The sequence below is a fragment of the Stenotrophomonas bentonitica genome (assembly GCF_002887735.1).
Taxonomy (GTDB): domain Bacteria; phylum Pseudomonadota; class Gammaproteobacteria; order Xanthomonadales; family Xanthomonadaceae; genus Stenotrophomonas; species Stenotrophomonas bentonitica_A.
The window spans coordinates 23,956-38,797 of sequence record NZ_PKQP01000001.1; the positions used below are offsets into that span (position 1 = coordinate 23,956).

Below are 14,842 nucleotides of genomic sequence, written 5' to 3' on the forward strand. Positions count from 1 at the left end.
CTTTCCTGACCGGACTAAGTGCCAGCCGCCTTTGAGCTTCGCGCCGAACAACTCAAAGCGCAGATGCCCCTTGGCCAGCTGCGCTTCCGGGTCCCCCGATGTAGCCCATACGCCGTGGTCAAATTGTGCGACGTGACCACCTCCATATTGCCCCTTCGGGATTTCGCCTTCGAACGTCGCGTAATCGACAGGGTGGTCCTCAACCTCCACTGCCATTCGCTTAACCTTAGGATCGTAGCTCGGCCCCTTAGGGACGGCCCAGCTCTTAAGCGCATCACCAATTTGCAGCCGGAAGTCGTAGTGGCGCCGACTGGCATGATGAAGCTGGACCACAAAGATGGCCCGCCGCCCTCCGGGCAACTGCTTCCCTGGCTCAGGCTCTTTTGTCTTGTCGAAGCTTCGTTTACGTCGGTATTCGGTCAGGGACATCCCCACTCCGATTTATTTGCCCAAGTGCTCGCGCACGGCTGTCGCAGTAGGACCCACGGCCTTGACTGCATCCCTCAGCTCTTGGGCGCTGGCACCCAATGCCTTGGTCCAATACTGCAATTCGTAATCTTCATTGACATTGATGCGGTCGCGGTCAGGACTGCCCGTGTTCTTCTTATCATCCGACATCGTTATCTCCTGTTTGTTCTCGCACATAATTTCGCAGAATTGAAAATCACCGACCCACAACGTCATCGGCTGACAAAGGCGCCAGGGTTGTCGAATGAAGAGCTCGGAACTAGAGGGGGGGCGTAGGCCATTTCACCTGCCGCCGCGATCAGTTCCAAGAGGTAAGGCGCCACGGGCCGGACGCCCTTACCCAGACCGGTGAAATGGACCCACAACCCTTCAATCTCGAGGCGAGCTCCGGAAAGCTCTGGGCATTGGCTGACCAACGCTCGAAGGTTCTGAATCCACGTCTCGCACGGAATAGCATCCAATTGGACTGCCGTCGTGTCGTCTCCAACGTAAAGGTTGGCCATCTCCACCCGGGTCACCCGAGGCGTGGCTGCACGGAACTGGGGATAAGCGCTCACTGGGTTCTCCTGACAAGGTTTAGAAATAAATATCCGCCGAGAACCGGGCACAACGCGTCAGCGTCGCGTCAAAGGCTTGTCAAACGAGCAGGCGGCCGCTTACTCGTTCATAAGAGACAAGGACCAAGCCCTGGACGTGACGAAAAACACATCGCGTTGAAGACCACCTTTTTACAGTGTTCATCTTTCCGAGTTGCGGCACACAACGGGAGCTACCATGAGGCGTGAGACGAGCGAAAGCTTTGCCACCGACGCGGCAAACGGAGACTGGAAGTGACCGTGTGGCATAGCCTCTATCTCCTCTGGCTGACTGCCGGGGCGATGGACTTTTGGCTACATAGAACCAGCAGTATCGAGTCCACTTCGGGTCTAGCGGAGTCGAGGTTGCACTTAGCACAAATCGCTTTGCTCGGATTGGCAACAGTCCTTTGGCTCGGCTTTCGCGCATCGCATGGGATGTTCGCGCTCCTTCTAGCCCTGGTATGCCTCCACGCGATCACGGGATACTGCGACACGCGGGTAGCCTATCCAAAGCGAAAAATCAGGCCCGTGGAGCAGCACGTTCACAGCGTTCTTGACATCGCGCCCTGGGTCGCAATCGGTGCGATTTATTGGTCTCTGCCAATCAAGGACGCCGGACCATTTTTGACGCTTGAGCCGGCCCCGGTGCACTTGTGGGCCTTTGCCATTGTGCCTGCGATGCTCTTGGTGGTCTTGCCGGCGCTGCGTGAGTTCCGTCGATGCCTGAGCTATCGGGGAAGGAGATAAGCCGGCATCCTTGCCCCGTCGGAGAGGGGAGACGCTCCGACGGGGCGCCAAGGAATGATTGGGTCTTTACTTCTTGGCCTCAACACCGGGGGCGGCATCGCGGACCAAAAACTCCTCCGTCACTTCCGGCAAATGCGTTGCCAGCCAGTCCGCCATCGCTTCTTCTTGGACCAAGATTTCCTCGCACACGCGCGCCGTTTCCGGGTCGCCTGCGGTCTTGGCTGCCGCGATCAGCGCGGTATAGGAGGCAATTTCAAAGTGCTCGAACACGTAGCCGGCCATCGCCCCTTTCACGATTTCGTCCGATGCCGTCATCCCACCCAGTGCCTGGCCGAACGCGGCCATCTTCCCCATCATATCTTTGATGGTGGAAGGAGAACCGCCGAGGCGCTTGATACAGCCCTCAAGCAACTCTCGCTGTCCGATCGTTTCCTGGATGTGCTCCTCGATCCGAGCTTTCAGCACCGGATAGTGCTCAATGCGGGAAGCCTGCCCCTTCAACATGGTCTCTGCCTGCTGCTCCATTGCATGAGCGTCGCGAAGCCAGTCCAGCAGGTTCTCTTTGGGTTCCGCCATTGAAAATCTCCTCGTTGGGTAGGTGGAAGCTAACCCTATCCAGGAGGCCATCGAAGCGAGGCGATGTCGGGGTGAAGGCGAGGCGAAGCCAGAAGCCGGGGTCAGGCGGAGAGCTTCTCTTGAAGCTCAGTGATCGCGCGATGGATGTCTTTGAGACGGAACGGCTTCTCCATCACCGGAGCGCGCTTGAACCGCTCAGGCAGGGCGGTCTTCCCAAACCCCGTCGTAAAGATAAACGGAATTCCACGCTCCATGAGAACGTCTGCAACAGGAAACGACTCTTGACCATGCAAATTGACGTCGAGCATGGCGACATCAAACGCGACGCTTTTCGCACGCTCTAGTGCCTCCGGTAGATACTCTGCCTTCTCTCCGACGGCGTAGCCCAAGCTCTTGATCGATTCCTCGAGCACATACATCAAGCTCGGCTCATCCTCGACCAAGAACACACTCACTCCTCCAAATCCGTCTGCCATAAGGCTACCCTCCCGCGCTTTGCGTTTTCCATGCAAGCCTAGTGTGAAGGCGGAGCCGTTTAGTTGTGTAAAGAGGGCATCAAAGTGCGCATGACGTACGGTTTTTTACGATTCCTTTACAAACTCTCCCTTAGGGTGAAGCGATCTCGGGGAGGATAGACGTGACTGAGTTGCAGCACCCCAAAGATGTGTTCAATGACGAGTCCCGGCAGTTCGCCCTTCTGATCAACTCCGTCACCGACTATGCAATCTATATGCTGGACACGCATGGCGTAATCCGGACCTGGAACCCTGGCGGGCAGCGAATCAAGGGCTACACCGCCGTGGACGTCATTGGGACGAACTTCTCTCGCTTCTACTTGCCCGACGATGCCGCAGCCGGCGTGCCCGAGCGCAATCTCCGGACGGCAGCTACTGAGGGGCGATGCATCGAAGATGGGTGGCGGGTTCGCCAAGATGGTTCCCGCTTCTTGGCGAGCGTTGTGATCGACCCTATCTGGGTCGACGGCGTCTTGGTCGGATACGCCAAGGTGACTCGCGACATCACCGAGCGACATGACGCTCAAGAGCGGTTGCAGCAGGTCCAACATAGCCTTCTTCAAGCGCAGAAGATGGAAGCGATTGGGAAGCTGACTCTTGGGTTGGCCCATGATTTCAATAATCTATTGACCATCATCGTCAACTGCCTTGATCTCATTAGCGTGCGTGTCAAAGACGGGCCCGCTGCCAAGCTGATTGAGACCGCTCTGCGCGCGGCCGAGCGTGGCGCGCTTCTCTCTAGGCAGTTGCTAACGTTCGGCCGAGGCCAAAAGCTATCTCCTGAGCGCTTGGATTTGACTGCCTCCCTTCGTCAATCCCAAGAATCTTAGAGCGCTCTGCGGGAGAGGCGGTCAAGTTGGTCTTCGACCTCCATGAGGATCTTCCCTGCGTATTCGTCGACAAGGCACAGCTAGAGGCGGCGGTGCTGAACTTGGTATGCAACAGCCGCGACGCGATGCCCAACGGCGGCACAATTACGATTTCGACAGGCGCAAGGGAAGCGCGCGATCCTGCCTCAGCCAATGGCGCCCTCGAGCAGCTCGTCTGCTTGACCGTTGAGGATGATGGCGAGGGCATCCCAATCTCTCATCAGGCTCGCGTTTTCGAGCCGTTCTTCACAACTAAGCCGGTAGGACGGGGCAGCGGTCTAGGGCTCAGCCAAGTCTTTGGTTTCACGAAACAATCGGGGGGCTTTCCCCAACTGAGCAGCGTTCCGGGAGAAGGCACCCGCATCGTGCTCTGCTTTCCTATCCACGAGCCTTGATATGACCATTAATTTGCTGTTCGTTGAAGACGAAGACGATTTGCGCACGGTGGTGGCCCAAGCGTTGTCCGAACAAGGATTCGCGGTCACCCCTGCATCCGATGGAATGGAAGCGATCGCTCAGTTGAGGGGTGGAACGCAATACGCCGTAGTCGTCACAGACGTGAGCATGCCCGGTGGCATTTCAGGCCTGGATGTGGCTGCGCAGGTTGCCGAGACACAGCCCGGCGCCCGGGTTCTGGTGGTATCGGGCCTTCAACGATCCCAGCTCCCCCCCATCCCGGCGTCCGTGCGTTTTTTGCCCAAACCCTATCGCTTTAAACAGCTGGTCACGGCGATCCACGAGCAGCTGGAGTAAGCCGTAAGGCCATGCGCCGACGCCGCGACCACCCTGGTTAAGCTGCCCAACACCAGAGCGCTCGCTGACGGCATACCCTGCTAGTCGGTCAAGACGCATTGTCGGAGGTGCTCCACCTTGCTGTGTCTGGTCACGAGCATGGACGCGAAGAAGCCCCTGCTGCCGTCGGATGGCTCAAAGGCCACAACAACTTCTATCCAAAAGCCCGACGTTATGCCGCTCGCCACATCGAACTGCGCCGCAGGTACCCTCTGGCTCCGCACCAGTCCGTGCTTCGCTAGAAAGCGCTCTAGGTGCGCCCGAGAACGCAAGCCATCCAGTTCCCCACATACCGACATCAGATGTTCTTTGCCCGCGTCCACTTCGTGCATGGGTGACGGCGTCTCCGGCCCAGGGCAGTTGTTAGAAGCCTATCTGGACTCGCTGAATTTTCCAACGGGGTCCATGAGCAAATTAGGCCGGAGCCAGCTTTCCCCATTCGCTCAGGCACCGCTGCCCATGGAGACGGCAACGCGTGCGGTGGACGCGGGCGGAATACGAGTTGTAGCCCCCTCTGCCCCTGGCGAGCCACCACTGCCGGGCTCAAGCCTTTCTTGAACTGCTGCAAGCAAGCGGCTGACTCGCCGGGCAGCGCCCCCGAGGCTCGGTTCCAGTCCCACAACGTAGACAAAGCAACCGTCGAACTTTGCGGAGGCAGACTCAAGCCCTTCCGTGTCGGACATTTCGCGCTTGAGAGCCTTGAGCCAGCCCTTGGGCGGCTCAGACTCCAACTCCACCACGACCGCTGCTTCGCCGAAGTCCAGCGGCATCACCTCGAGCCTCAAGACCTTCGGAATCGACGAAATCTTTGATGAACTGCCCATTGCCGTCCTCCTCTAGAGCAATGGAGGAAAAGTATGCGCAGCCACTGCAAAGGTCGCGTCAAAATTGGGCTCGCGCCCTGCGAGGCGGCAACGGGGATCTCTACGCACGGCCTTAGAAGGTGTGGCTGAGCCACACATTCACCTGTTCATAGATTGTTGGGAGCCAGGCCCGCTGGAGGGAAGCGCTTCACGGGGTGCAAGCGGCTCAAGGGCTAATTTGGCCAGCAGCCTGCTTACATGCGTCAATCCCTGGGAACAACCTCTACGTGCTTCAGAATCTGCTTCATTTCGCGCCCCTGATAACCGCAGCCATGACCTGCGTGACAGCCTTGATCTGGGTCGTCTATCTGAGCTTCTTCCTACGCAGCTATCGCCGGCAGCAGCGACCCTCCATCCTGATCACGTCGGGCGCGGGTAAGGACTTGGATGCGCACTGCTTCGTGACCAACCTGGGGCTAGAACCGGTATACCTGCTCGATGTTGTCATCGATCTGATTGACCCTACTGGCAAGGTCGTGCGCGCGGTCATTCCCGAACGCACAGAGCGCTGGAGCCAAGCTGTTCCCGGAGACGATGATGATGTCCGTCGTGCGACCAACGTCGGGGCGCTCAGCAGTGGCGGCGAAAGAGACCTTGGACGATTCCGGACGCTGATCGAGCGCGCCAGCACGGAGAATCCGGACATCGCCGCCGAGACCGCCTTCACCAGTCTGGAAGTGACCGTGGTGACGGTCACCGCCAGCCAAGCAGAGCTCTGTGGGGCTTCGCGCTGCTATTGCATTGAGCACCGCGAGGCTGGCCAAGCTCGATTGAGAGCAAGAACCATTAAAGCCCGACAGTTGCAGGGGTTCTTTGCGCGTCGAAGCCTGACTCGCTTGTTGACCGCCCAGCTGAAATCCTTGGACACAGCATAACCAGCATCGCAGCCACTGGCGCGACTTTGCCATTTCGGAGGATGTCGAAAAGGCACTGTGCGCTTTGGTCTGCACCGGCTCATTGCTATCGCGGCCTGGTTGCACCTTGGGCGCCCCCTTACGCCATTCGCGCAGGCGAGCAAGACGGCCGCCTGAGACCTGCGCCGAAGTGTTTGCACCGCCTTTTCTGTGCCGACGGGCGATGATGGTGCCCGTGTGGTTGAAGACCGCCACATCGTTGAGGAAAGCGCCGGTGCCCATTGAGCCGCCTGCTGAGACGGGCAACGACGAACTCGCGGCGCCAGCGGACTTGCGTTCATCCACTTGGATAGCCGACGCCGCATCTTGTCCGACGCCTACCGCGGCGAGCTCCCGGACTAAGGGTCGAAGGTGGCAGCGGCTGGGCAGATCAAGCCGAGATCACTGCCCGTGATGCCCGGAGTGACGGCCAAACACAACGACTCCGGAGTCGTTCTGAATGCCAACAGAGCCCGCGCCGGTCGCATGGATTGCACTGACCGGATGGGAGGCGCATTCCGGTCAGAGCGCAGCCACGTCCGTGATCGACGCTGTCCCCTTCTACAAGACAGCGACCAGCAAGCGCCCGCCGGCAACGGACCGACCAACGCTCTCGTTGAGATAGGCCGCTTGCAGCCGGCCGGCCTCCAAAACTGCCCTGAGTTCGAAGCTGTCCGGACGTCCACGCAATGGCTCCCCAGGTGACGCAACGCCGCCGTCCAATGGCTGCACCCGTGCCGGACCACCGTCCGCATCCTTGGCATACACCGTGGCCACCATCCGGCCGTTCTTAGGTGACCACCCGCCCAGAACAAGCTCACTATGCAAGATGTCCCCAGCAATGCCCGCTTCCGCTGCCGCCCGAATATAGTCCGGCCAAAGATGGTCCATGACCAGCCCCAGCTCGGCCATGAGCTGCTCCATGGTGAAGTCGGCACGGAAGCTGGCTCGAAGGCAGAGCTCGTAGATCTTCAAGAAAAACTGGGCGGAGCCGCGACTGGCCAGCACCAGGTTGTGCTGCGGGATGAGCAGCAGCTTGGCGCCCACCGATGGCTTCTGAGTCAGGGCGTCCTCGGCCCATGTATCGACCGCAACAAGTAGTTGGTCGGGGCGCAGCAACACATTGAGAATGCTCATCGGATCGCCCCTGATCAAAAGACGGAGACTATCGCCCACCTAACTTAGCTGTCCACCCGGATCCGCCGACGTCCTCCTATTAGGTGGTATCAGCGCGGCTAGCGACCAACTGAAACCCGTGGAAGAGCACGTTGAGAAAGCACTCATCTGGGGCCAGAGTGAGAAGGCCAAAGGCGGACATAGGCCTTAGGCAAGCTCCTTCTCACGGGAGCGTGCGGCCTCATTTCAGCGCGCCTGGAAAGCACTGCCAGCGATCGGGGAGTCAGGCAGATGTAGGAAGCGTTAGCCTCTCAGCCTCGCAGCAAGAGCACTGGCAGCCCCTCTCACGCGTCTTTTGGGATCCGTTCAAATTCTCCGCTGTGGCAGCTTGTGCCCTATTACTAGAGGCTTGGTGCAATGATCCAACTCTTCCCGGACAGCATCGGACTGCCGAAGTGCTCGGTACGCATCCATGCAACTCCGATCGGTCTCCGTTATCCACCGATCAAATAGCCTCGTATCGCCCCCATCGAAGATATGCACGGCAGCCGGCCACCTCTTCTCGAGCAGCGCGACACGAAACGCGGAGACAAGCGACTTGTTGGGCGGACGATACGCCAACATGATCTCATCGATGAAATCCACAGCCCCGACACTTCCAGCGGCATAAAGTGATTTCACCAACGCAGGTCGCTCAGCGAACCGTGATGCCTCGAAAAGCAATTGGTGGCCGGTCGCGATCTGACTGTCCTTGATCGCTGCCGCCAACGCCCCGTCAAGGGCATCGGCGGCATCGGGAAGAGCACTTTGAATGATCATCGAGGCAATATTGGCATGGCCCAGACCTGCGGCCACTCTCAACGCATGCTGCGCGCTCCTCCCATCCGACAGAGATGCCAGCGCCAGCCTCACAGCAGAACAGTCGCCCCTCACCACTGCAATCAACAGACGGCGGCGTTGTTCCTCGTCTTGGCCTGGCTCAAGATCAGACGGAGTCGCCGATCTTTCGGAATTCGAAGCTTGATCCATTCATCCACGTTAACTTAACGTCCTTAACTGTCAACGTGTGCTGCAGCGCCCTCCTGAAAGCTGCGACCTGCCGGAAAAAGAGAGCCGCAACGCGAGGACATGCACGGCAAGGGCCTTCAATTCAACCCTTGGGACCGATGCGGGCAAGAGCCCTCTCTGTCATTCGTAGTCTTCCACGTTCGCGATGTCCAACTCGTAGTTGCTTGCGATGAGCATGCCATCTTCGCTCAAGCTCTCGATCGTGGGCTTATTCACCCATTCCTCGATGGCAAATGACGCATCCGACAGGACCGCCTCCTTGGCCATCCTCAAGGCGTCTTCCGGACTTTCAGCTTCGACTTCCAAATAGTGCGCGCACTGCGCCAGACCATTGAACTCGACTTCGTACTTCATGGGACTTCTCCTTACCGAGCACCCTGCTCGGCTTCGGAAACAAAGTTACAGTGAGTTGCTTGGACCATCGAGTACGGGCCCGTACCGACTAGCTGACCGTCGATTCAGGCGATATGACCGTTGCTTCATCGAGCTCCTGCCTATCCAAGATCGCTACCATTTCTGCATGAGCTCGGTCGATATGGATTCGATAGGCTTGTCGCCATAGCCGTTTCTCGCGAAGGTTAGTCCAAGGCAAAGTCAATGCTTGATCAACGCCAAGCGCCGCGATCCTGGCGCCGCAGGCAAAGGCCTCTTCTATCGCGTCCAGATCAAGGGTTGTGATGCCGGCATGGGAGACGATGCGGTTGATCTTCTTCTTGGCGTCGCGCATCACGATAAAGGGCGTTCCGCTTAACGTTCTGCCAAGACGGCCTTCCAACTCACCTGAAATGGCGTGCACAGACTTATTCACGCGACCGAACCAGGTCAAAAGCTCGCCCTTGCTGATCATTTTCGGCCGACCCACACTCTCGGCGAACGGGTTGGAATGTGCGCGCTTTAGAGCTTCAAATTGCCGCCGCGGGATGGCCAAGTAGAATTCAGCCATTGACTGCGTGAAGCGCGTGGTGCTTGGCGCCTGATCCAAGAACTGACGGACCGTTTGATGGTCCGACCGCGCAACAACGGCCGACCTTTTTCCAGAGTTGGCAATGATCTCTAAGGCGGAGCGAATGAACCCTTCTTCCAGGCTGTCTTGGTTGCTAACTAAGCTCATCCGATACTCTCTACCGACATTCACAACTGCACGGCCCTACGCTGGCGCAGCACCCGTCAATGGCCAACAGCCTCGGCCTCACCCCAGTGCGAGTTACAACTAGAGAAGACCGCATCTGTAAATTTCTTAACGCTGCGCCAGCACAGTGCCGGCTTCACATCGAGAAAAGCTTCTTCACCTTGTCGTTCTTCAGTTCCACTTCCTTAACAAGCTCAATCAATTGCGACTTCTCGATCACTGAGTCAGTCAGCGTAACTAAGAGCTCATTTCCATCAACCACCAGAAGTTCCGGCATGTATCGTTCATAGGCGTAATCGTGATCAGGATCGTCAGCTTTTTTCTCGACAATTATAACCTCGTAGTTTTGCCCATCACGCTCGTAGTTTCCAGAATACTGGCGAAAAGCTCGCGAGGCATTAAAGATCAAATCGGAATGGGCGTCCTTCCTCACCTGCTTCCAGGTAATCGCCCCCTGATCTGTCTTTAACACGATATCGTCAAACAACATTTCATACTTGTTCATAGGTCTTCCTCGCAGTGAGACTTGTAATCGTGAAGCCCTTCGATGACAAGCGAGATATCGCCGTCCTTGATGGCTCGCCGGAGACTCCGGACAGTCTTGCTTTTTGCCGTCCAAAATGCCCACAGTCCCCGAGGAAGATTGTTCTCCAAAGACTTGAACTTGCTTCTTGATGCACTTGATAACGGTACGGCATCAGGCTGGATAGTCAATATCTCATCAAACAAAAACCTAAGCCGCGCCCGCCTGCGAGTAGCTACAACCGCGGCACGCACCGATTTAATCAGGAAAAAAGATACCAGCGATATGCCAAGTGACAAAATCGACGCCCACGATGCCACGTCAGTTAAATCCATTTTACACCCCCCCTGCACAATCATTGCGCGTCATGCTGATCATAACGCCACTAGCCTTAAACTGTGCGTCTTCACAGAGACAATGTACGTCTTCAGCTTGAGAGTCAACATGAGCAGGGTGCCGAGCGCATACGCTAACCATTTCTTAACACTTGCGTCGGCGTGGCTCTGCCTAGCGCTGAACCCTGCCTAGCCCACTAATTGAAGAAGGTCCTCGATGTCGGTCATGCAGCCCTTGAGCGCTACTCCTAGGGCCTCATCACAGCCGTCGCGCAGGATGCGGCTTCTTAGGAAGACCTCCCGCCGCCGCCTCACACTCTCTTTCCCGACTCTTCTCGTTGAATCGCAGTTCTTTGTTCTGCGCTGCGGCGCCAGCCCTCGCGTTTGATCGATCCAGCCTCACCTCGACATCCTCGTCTGAGATCAGTTCACGCACGTGGTCCAGATTGACCCGGCGAACCAACAGATCAGCCACCTCATCGTGTGCACTGAGCAATGCAGCGCATAGGGCCGCTTCGGGATAGGCAGTCTTATGCGCAAACTCCAACACCGACTTCACCACCTCGGCATGACCGTTCTTGGCTGCAACGAATAAGGCCTCCTGCCCGAAGTCGCGCGGGGCAAAGCCGGTGCGGACAATAGCCCAAAGCAGAGTTCGGACCAACGGGGCGTGCCCCCTAGCAGCTGCAATGGTCAACCCTAGGCTGTACGTATCCTCTGGATCGGGAAGCCCGGCCCCGATCAGGAACTTGATAACGGCCTCATGGTTATGCTCTGCCGCAGCGTCGAATCCCCGCTGCGCGCATTGGATCTTGGACGAGAACGGCAGAAGGTGCCTGACCACCTCCAGATGACCTGCCCTACAAGCAGCGATCAGTGCTCGACTGCCCCTAGCCTTAGCGTCCGAGAACAAAACCAGTTGGAAAACGACGTCGGCGTGGCCATGAAGCGAGGCCTCATATAGTGCTTGTGAGTCGCCCTCCAAAGGGCTGCAAGAGCGCATAAGCAGCTTGACCGTATCAACATACCCATGCCTGGCTGCGAGGACAAGCGCATCTCCGCTTTCGACGTTGCAGAACGGGCTTAGTCTTTCCGCCCACTCCGTCTTGCCTGCTTTAGCCGCCTCGTTCAATGGCTCGCTCTGCCAGGAGCCCGTCAGCAGTGGTAGGAGCTGCTCAATGACATTGTCACGATCCAGTCTGATCGCCAAGACGATGGCACTTCGAGCTGCCTCGTCTACATCTTTTTGCTTCTCGCAGAGAGATACGACGGTGGCTAAATCGCCCTCGTGGATGGCTCTCTTTAGTCCGCGATAGAACTTTTCTCTGGTCTTATTACTCATCCTTTCAACGTATCGCCATAATTGACTTCGTCAAGACTCAAAGAGGATTAACCCTGCCAAGCATTCATACTTGACAGCTGCGCGCTTTACCTTAAACACGGAGAACTTCAACTTCCCAACTAATTATGAACATCGAAGAATTCTGGAACAGTGCATACATCGCCGCACTCACTCGCTTGCCGGCAAGAGACGCCCGCCGAGAGGCAGATCTTGCGACCGAACTCTGCATCGAGCATTGGCGCTCGCATCGGCGGCATTGGGAACCGGCCTACGTGACGATGTGGAAAGACCAAGATGTCACCGAAGCCGTGCCAAACCGTCATCCTGGCAAAGCTCCTCCGGACAATTTGTAGCACGCGTTACAGCTTGAATTGAGAACCCTTGTGGGCGAGCTTGACTTGCTGCTCTCGGTCCAGTCTCTTGGCCACTCCAACAGCATCTCCGAGGCCGGGATAGGCGCCAAGAATGGAGGTCCCGAAGCTGGGTATAACAACAAACTTGCAGCTTGGCAAATGCCACGTCGTACCGATCAATAGACTGATCCGCCTGACCAAAAAACCCGAAGTTTCCGACACGAATTCTGTTTCAGCGACCTCAACTGGATGGGGATCAAACTTTTCGGAGAAAGCGTCCCAGCTACTGACTAAAGTGGAATTACTACCCTCTGGCGAGGACTTTGCTTGATCGAGGCCTTGGAGGGTATCGCCAACCTTTTCTCGTGAATCCGCGTCAATACGATTTCCGTTGACATCAAGGAAAGCGAAGCCAACACCATCTCGCCCCGAAACCGTGGTCGTGGCCGTGGCCGTTAAGCGCATTACTGAGTATTTTGGCGGGAGAGAGGTGCTCGCCTCCCCCTGCGCGCCCAGCCTATCCAACTTTACGATCACAAGCTCGCTGCTCATTACATCCTCCTTGATACGCTCGTTTGGTTCTAGGTCAACACTGCCACAAGCAGTGGGTCTGCACCCAACATCACCCTCTCAATACGCGCCATCTCTTCCAGCAACCGCGCATCGTCCACCTTTGTATAACGGCCGGTGACGTCCCGACTGTTGCGATGATTGAGAAGCCGCTTCACCACCGCATACGAAGCCACTTCCTCGGCCACTGTAGCAAAGGTTCGGCGTAGGTCGTGGGTCCGAAGCGCTTCGATCTCGCCAGCCTTTTTCAGGCCCTGCAAGATTGCCTTGCTATCGAGGAACAGTCCCTGCACAGCTAGGCTGCTTCGAACGTGAATCACCTCTAGCTCGGCACTACGACCTGTTTTGCTTTCGCAAGCGCAACTCATAGGTCAACGCGGCCAAGCCTGGTGAGTGTTTCCCCATGCCGTTGAGCTTCTCTTTTGCGGTGAATGCGCGGCTGTAAGTGGCGTGGTGCTCATCGTCCAACTCATGACCCACGATCTGAGCGCGCAGCTCGGATGCCACACCGAGTGTTTGAAGTTCTTGGATGAAGGTCTTTCGCAACGAGTGGAAGCCGCGTTTTGCCTTTGGCCAGTCCTTGCCAACCACCGACAGATGCCTGCTAAAGGCCTTCGTGATCCAGTTGCCTTGACCATTGAGCGCATCGCCCTTCGCCTGGGGAAACAAGCGCTTGTGCCCTGCCGCTTTGCGCGTTGCAACCCAGTCCATGAAGCCCAGCGCCAGGAAATCCGGATGCAGAGGAACGGTCCGAAGACTGACCTCCGTTTTGACTTTTTGGTTCTCGCCCTCGTCAGAAATTCGAATGCAAGGGAGCTTTCCTTCCAACACGATGTCTGCAATCAAGAGCTGCCCCACTTCCGACGCTCGTGCGCCTGTGTAGAGGCCAAGGAGCGACGCCCATCGAGCATTCTCAGAGAGCTTCTCGAAGTTGCTCGGCGAGAAGATCGTTTGGATCTGATCACGGTCGTACGCCTTGAAGCCAAGCTTGCGTCTGGCACGCTTCTCACGCAGCGAATAGCTCACATGGCCTGTCGCGGGATTGTCACCCGTCGGGTAGTAACCGGACGCGATGGCCCAGTCGAAGAAGCCCGCTTTCCCACCGACATAACTCTGCTTGTTCGTCAGTGTTGGCGTCGAGGCGCCATTGTCACGAAGATGTTGATACCAGCGCGCCAAATCGGGCCTCGTGACCGTGTGGAGCTTTGACTTAGGCCCGAGGAACGCAACGAGCGACTCGACTGCGGCTTTCTTGATCGTATAAGTCTTAGACAAGGTTCGCGGCTTGATGCTCGCCAGCCACGCGTCGCGCGCCTTCTCCAACGAAATTGTCTCGCTGACCTGAGGACGCGGCTCGCGAACAGGCCTAGGCTCGGGATCGAGCATGCCGATCGCCGCCACTTCTGCGGCTGTGGCGAAGGTCTGCGCCTGGCGGAATAGACGGACATCGTCTTCGCTGTCGATCTGCCAGCGTTCCGTGATTGTGCCATCCGCCGCTTGCGTCCGATGCAGCGTCAGATCGCGCCGATCTCCGCCGCCGCTTAGGCGGTCAACGAGGGCGTCCAAGTCTTTTTTACTAAGGCGGTCCACTCGCTGGTCCCTCAGCAGGTCGTAGGCGTGAGCATAGCCTGATGCCAAGACAATCGCGCGAAGCCTGGCAGATGCCATATTTGAGGTTCGAAGCGTTTGCTTGATGAGCTTACGGCCGATGACGACTTGCAAATCGCTGGGCACGCGCTGACGAAAGGCATAGGTGCCTGAGGCGGTGCGGATCAGGTGATGGGGGATGCGCATTCGGGAGATGTGTCCCGATCTGTGTCCCGCTGGCAGACCTGTATATTCGAAATAAGTTAAATAAAATCAATAACTTATATGGAAATTGGCGGAGAGAGTGGGATTCGAACCCACGGAAGGAATGACCCTTCGCCGGTTTTCAAGACCGGTGCCTTAAACCGCTCGGCCATCTCTCCGTATCGGCAGCGCTTCCGCGCCCCGCGTGCCCCGGTCATTGCAACCCGGGCAACCGGCCAGGGATCACCCCGTCCGGCATGGCTCCCCGGCATGGGCCGGGGGTCGCATTCTCGCATTTCAGGTGGGATTTGCCC

Annotated in this window: 16 protein-coding genes, 1 tRNA gene and 2 pseudogenes; 3 read left to right on the forward strand and 16 right to left on the reverse strand. The window is 57.5% G+C overall.

The genetic code is table 11. From position 1 onward, the window contains the following. Nucleotides 1-18 precede the first annotated feature (18 nt). The 5 genes and pseudogenes from C0R07_RS20265 to C0R07_RS00140 all read right to left on the reverse strand — a co-directional run. Nucleotides 19-429: pseudogene (locus C0R07_RS20265) on the reverse strand (DNA polymerase ligase N-terminal domain-containing protein); the annotation flags it as partial. 12 nt (nucleotides 430-441) lie between these two features. After that, nucleotides 442-618 carry a DUF3606 domain-containing protein gene (locus C0R07_RS00120; protein WP_102788239.1) on the reverse strand — a complete coding sequence of 59 codons (177 nt, stop codon included), beginning with the start codon at nucleotides 616-618 and terminating at the stop codon, nucleotides 442-444. A gap of 62 nt (nucleotides 619-680) precedes the next feature. After that, nucleotides 681-1,025: a hypothetical protein gene (locus C0R07_RS00125; protein WP_102787946.1), complete on the reverse strand. Its 345-nt coding sequence runs from the start codon at nucleotides 1,023-1,025 to the stop codon at nucleotides 681-683. 834 nt (nucleotides 1,026-1,859) lie between these two features. Continuing rightward, a complete protein-coding gene (locus C0R07_RS00135; protein WP_102787948.1) occupies nucleotides 1,860-2,369 on the reverse strand; it encodes a ferritin-like domain-containing protein in 510 nt (169 codons plus the stop codon). A gap of 101 nt (nucleotides 2,370-2,470) precedes the next feature. After that, nucleotides 2,471-2,824: a response regulator gene (locus tag C0R07_RS00140; protein ID WP_102788240.1), complete on the reverse strand. Its 354-nt coding sequence runs from the start codon at nucleotides 2,822-2,824 to the stop codon at nucleotides 2,471-2,473. Between the two features lie 182 nt (nucleotides 2,825-3,006). Between C0R07_RS00140 and C0R07_RS00145 the strand changes: the two are divergent. Next, a pseudogene (locus tag C0R07_RS00145) lies at nucleotides 3,007-4,148 on the forward strand (ATP-binding protein). Nucleotide 4,149: 1 nt separating this feature from the next. Further along, entirely contained in the window at nucleotides 4,150-4,506 is a 357-nt protein-coding gene (locus C0R07_RS00150; RefSeq protein ID WP_070425411.1) for a response regulator, read from the forward strand. 482 nt (nucleotides 4,507-4,988) lie between these two features. On the opposite strand, the gene C0R07_RS00160 is transcribed toward C0R07_RS00150, so the two are convergent. Beyond that, nucleotides 4,989-5,369 carry a hypothetical protein gene (locus C0R07_RS00160; protein ID WP_102787950.1) on the reverse strand — a complete coding sequence of 127 codons (381 nt, stop codon included), beginning with the start codon at nucleotides 5,367-5,369 and terminating at the stop codon, nucleotides 4,989-4,991. A gap of 266 nt (nucleotides 5,370-5,635) precedes the next feature. Here C0R07_RS00160 and C0R07_RS00165 point away from each other — a divergent pair, with 266 nt between their 5' ends. Continuing rightward, a complete protein-coding gene (locus tag C0R07_RS00165) occupies nucleotides 5,636-6,283 on the forward strand; it encodes a hypothetical protein (RefSeq protein WP_146027569.1) in 648 nt (215 codons plus the stop codon). Between the two features lie 579 nt (nucleotides 6,284-6,862). Here C0R07_RS00165 and C0R07_RS00170 read toward each other — a convergent pair. The 10 genes from C0R07_RS00170 to C0R07_RS00215 all read right to left on the reverse strand — a co-directional run bounded on the left by C0R07_RS00170 (nucleotide 6,863) and on the right by C0R07_RS00215 (nucleotide 14,707). Next, nucleotides 6,863-7,438: a hypothetical protein gene (locus C0R07_RS00170; RefSeq protein WP_102788241.1), complete on the reverse strand. Its 576-nt coding sequence runs from the start codon at nucleotides 7,436-7,438 to the stop codon at nucleotides 6,863-6,865. A gap of 345 nt (nucleotides 7,439-7,783) precedes the next feature. After that, the gene (locus tag C0R07_RS00175; protein WP_146027570.1) at nucleotides 7,784-8,446 is read right to left on the reverse strand and encodes a hypothetical protein; all 663 of its coding nucleotides are present in this window, start codon (nucleotides 8,444-8,446) and stop codon (nucleotides 7,784-7,786) included. A gap of 159 nt (nucleotides 8,447-8,605) precedes the next feature. Next, a complete protein-coding gene (locus tag C0R07_RS00180) occupies nucleotides 8,606-8,839 on the reverse strand; it encodes a hypothetical protein (RefSeq protein ID WP_102787953.1) in 234 nt (77 codons plus the stop codon). Between the two features lie 88 nt (nucleotides 8,840-8,927). Continuing rightward, nucleotides 8,928-9,596: a hypothetical protein gene (locus C0R07_RS00185; RefSeq protein WP_102787954.1), complete on the reverse strand. Its 669-nt coding sequence runs from the start codon at nucleotides 9,594-9,596 to the stop codon at nucleotides 8,928-8,930. Between the two features lie 154 nt (nucleotides 9,597-9,750). After that, on the reverse strand, nucleotides 9,751-10,119 hold the full coding sequence (locus C0R07_RS00190) for a hypothetical protein (RefSeq protein WP_102787955.1): 369 nt from the start codon (nucleotides 10,117-10,119) through the stop codon (nucleotides 9,751-9,753). 612 nt (nucleotides 10,120-10,731) lie between these two features. Then, on the reverse strand, nucleotides 10,732-11,814 hold the full coding sequence (locus tag C0R07_RS00195; protein ID WP_102787956.1) for an ankyrin repeat domain-containing protein: 1,083 nt from the start codon (nucleotides 11,812-11,814) through the stop codon (nucleotides 10,732-10,734). Between the two features lie 359 nt (nucleotides 11,815-12,173). Further along, on the reverse strand, nucleotides 12,174-12,719 hold the full coding sequence (locus tag C0R07_RS00200; RefSeq protein ID WP_102787957.1) for a hypothetical protein: 546 nt from the start codon (nucleotides 12,717-12,719) through the stop codon (nucleotides 12,174-12,176). 29 nt (nucleotides 12,720-12,748) lie between these two features. Next, entirely contained in the window at nucleotides 12,749-13,030 is a 282-nt protein-coding gene (locus C0R07_RS00205; RefSeq protein WP_167390303.1) for a tyrosine-type recombinase/integrase, read from the reverse strand. Between the two features lie 40 nt (nucleotides 13,031-13,070). Then, on the reverse strand, nucleotides 13,071-14,531 hold the full coding sequence (locus C0R07_RS00210; protein WP_167390304.1) for a site-specific integrase: 1,461 nt from the start codon (nucleotides 14,529-14,531) through the stop codon (nucleotides 13,071-13,073). An 86-nt stretch (nucleotides 14,532-14,617) separates the two neighbouring features. Continuing rightward, nucleotides 14,618-14,707: transfer RNA gene (locus tag C0R07_RS00215), tRNA-Ser, on the reverse strand. Nucleotides 14,708-14,842 lie beyond the last annotated feature (135 nt).

Excerpts from the sequence above, each read along its gene's own strand:
- C0R07_RS00210 (WP_167390304.1), bottom strand. The coding sequence starts at position 14,531 with ATGCGCATCCCCCATCACCTGATCCGCACCGCCTCAGGCACCTATGCC.
- C0R07_RS00120 (WP_102788239.1), bottom strand. The coding sequence starts at position 618 with ATGTCGGATGATAAGAAGAACACGGGCAGTCCTGACCGCGACCGCATC.
- C0R07_RS00170 (WP_102788241.1), bottom strand. The coding sequence starts at position 7,438 with ATGAGCATTCTCAATGTGTTGCTGCGCCCCGACCAACTACTTGTTGCG.
- C0R07_RS00150 (WP_070425411.1), top strand. The coding sequence starts at position 4,150 with ATGACCATTAATTTGCTGTTCGTTGAAGACGAAGACGATTTGCGCACG.
- C0R07_RS00200 (WP_102787957.1), bottom strand. The coding sequence starts at position 12,719 with ATGAGCAGCGAGCTTGTGATCGTAAAGTTGGATAGGCTGGGCGCGCAG.
- C0R07_RS00175 (WP_146027570.1), bottom strand. The coding sequence starts at position 8,446 with ATGGATCAAGCTTCGAATTCCGAAAGATCGGCGACTCCGTCTGATCTT.
- C0R07_RS00160 (WP_102787950.1), bottom strand. The coding sequence starts at position 5,369 with ATGGGCAGTTCATCAAAGATTTCGTCGATTCCGAAGGTCTTGAGGCTC.
- C0R07_RS00185 (WP_102787954.1), bottom strand. The coding sequence starts at position 9,596 with ATGAGCTTAGTTAGCAACCAAGACAGCCTGGAAGAAGGGTTCATTCGC.
- C0R07_RS00195 (WP_102787956.1), bottom strand. The coding sequence starts at position 11,814 with ATGAGTAATAAGACCAGAGAAAAGTTCTATCGCGGACTAAAGAGAGCC.
- C0R07_RS00135 (WP_102787948.1), bottom strand. The coding sequence starts at position 2,369 with ATGGCGGAACCCAAAGAGAACCTGCTGGACTGGCTTCGCGACGCTCAT.
- C0R07_RS00190 (WP_102787955.1), bottom strand. The coding sequence starts at position 10,119 with ATGAACAAGTATGAAATGTTGTTTGACGATATCGTGTTAAAGACAGAT.
- C0R07_RS00180 (WP_102787953.1), bottom strand. The coding sequence starts at position 8,839 with ATGAAGTACGAAGTCGAGTTCAATGGTCTGGCGCAGTGCGCGCACTAT.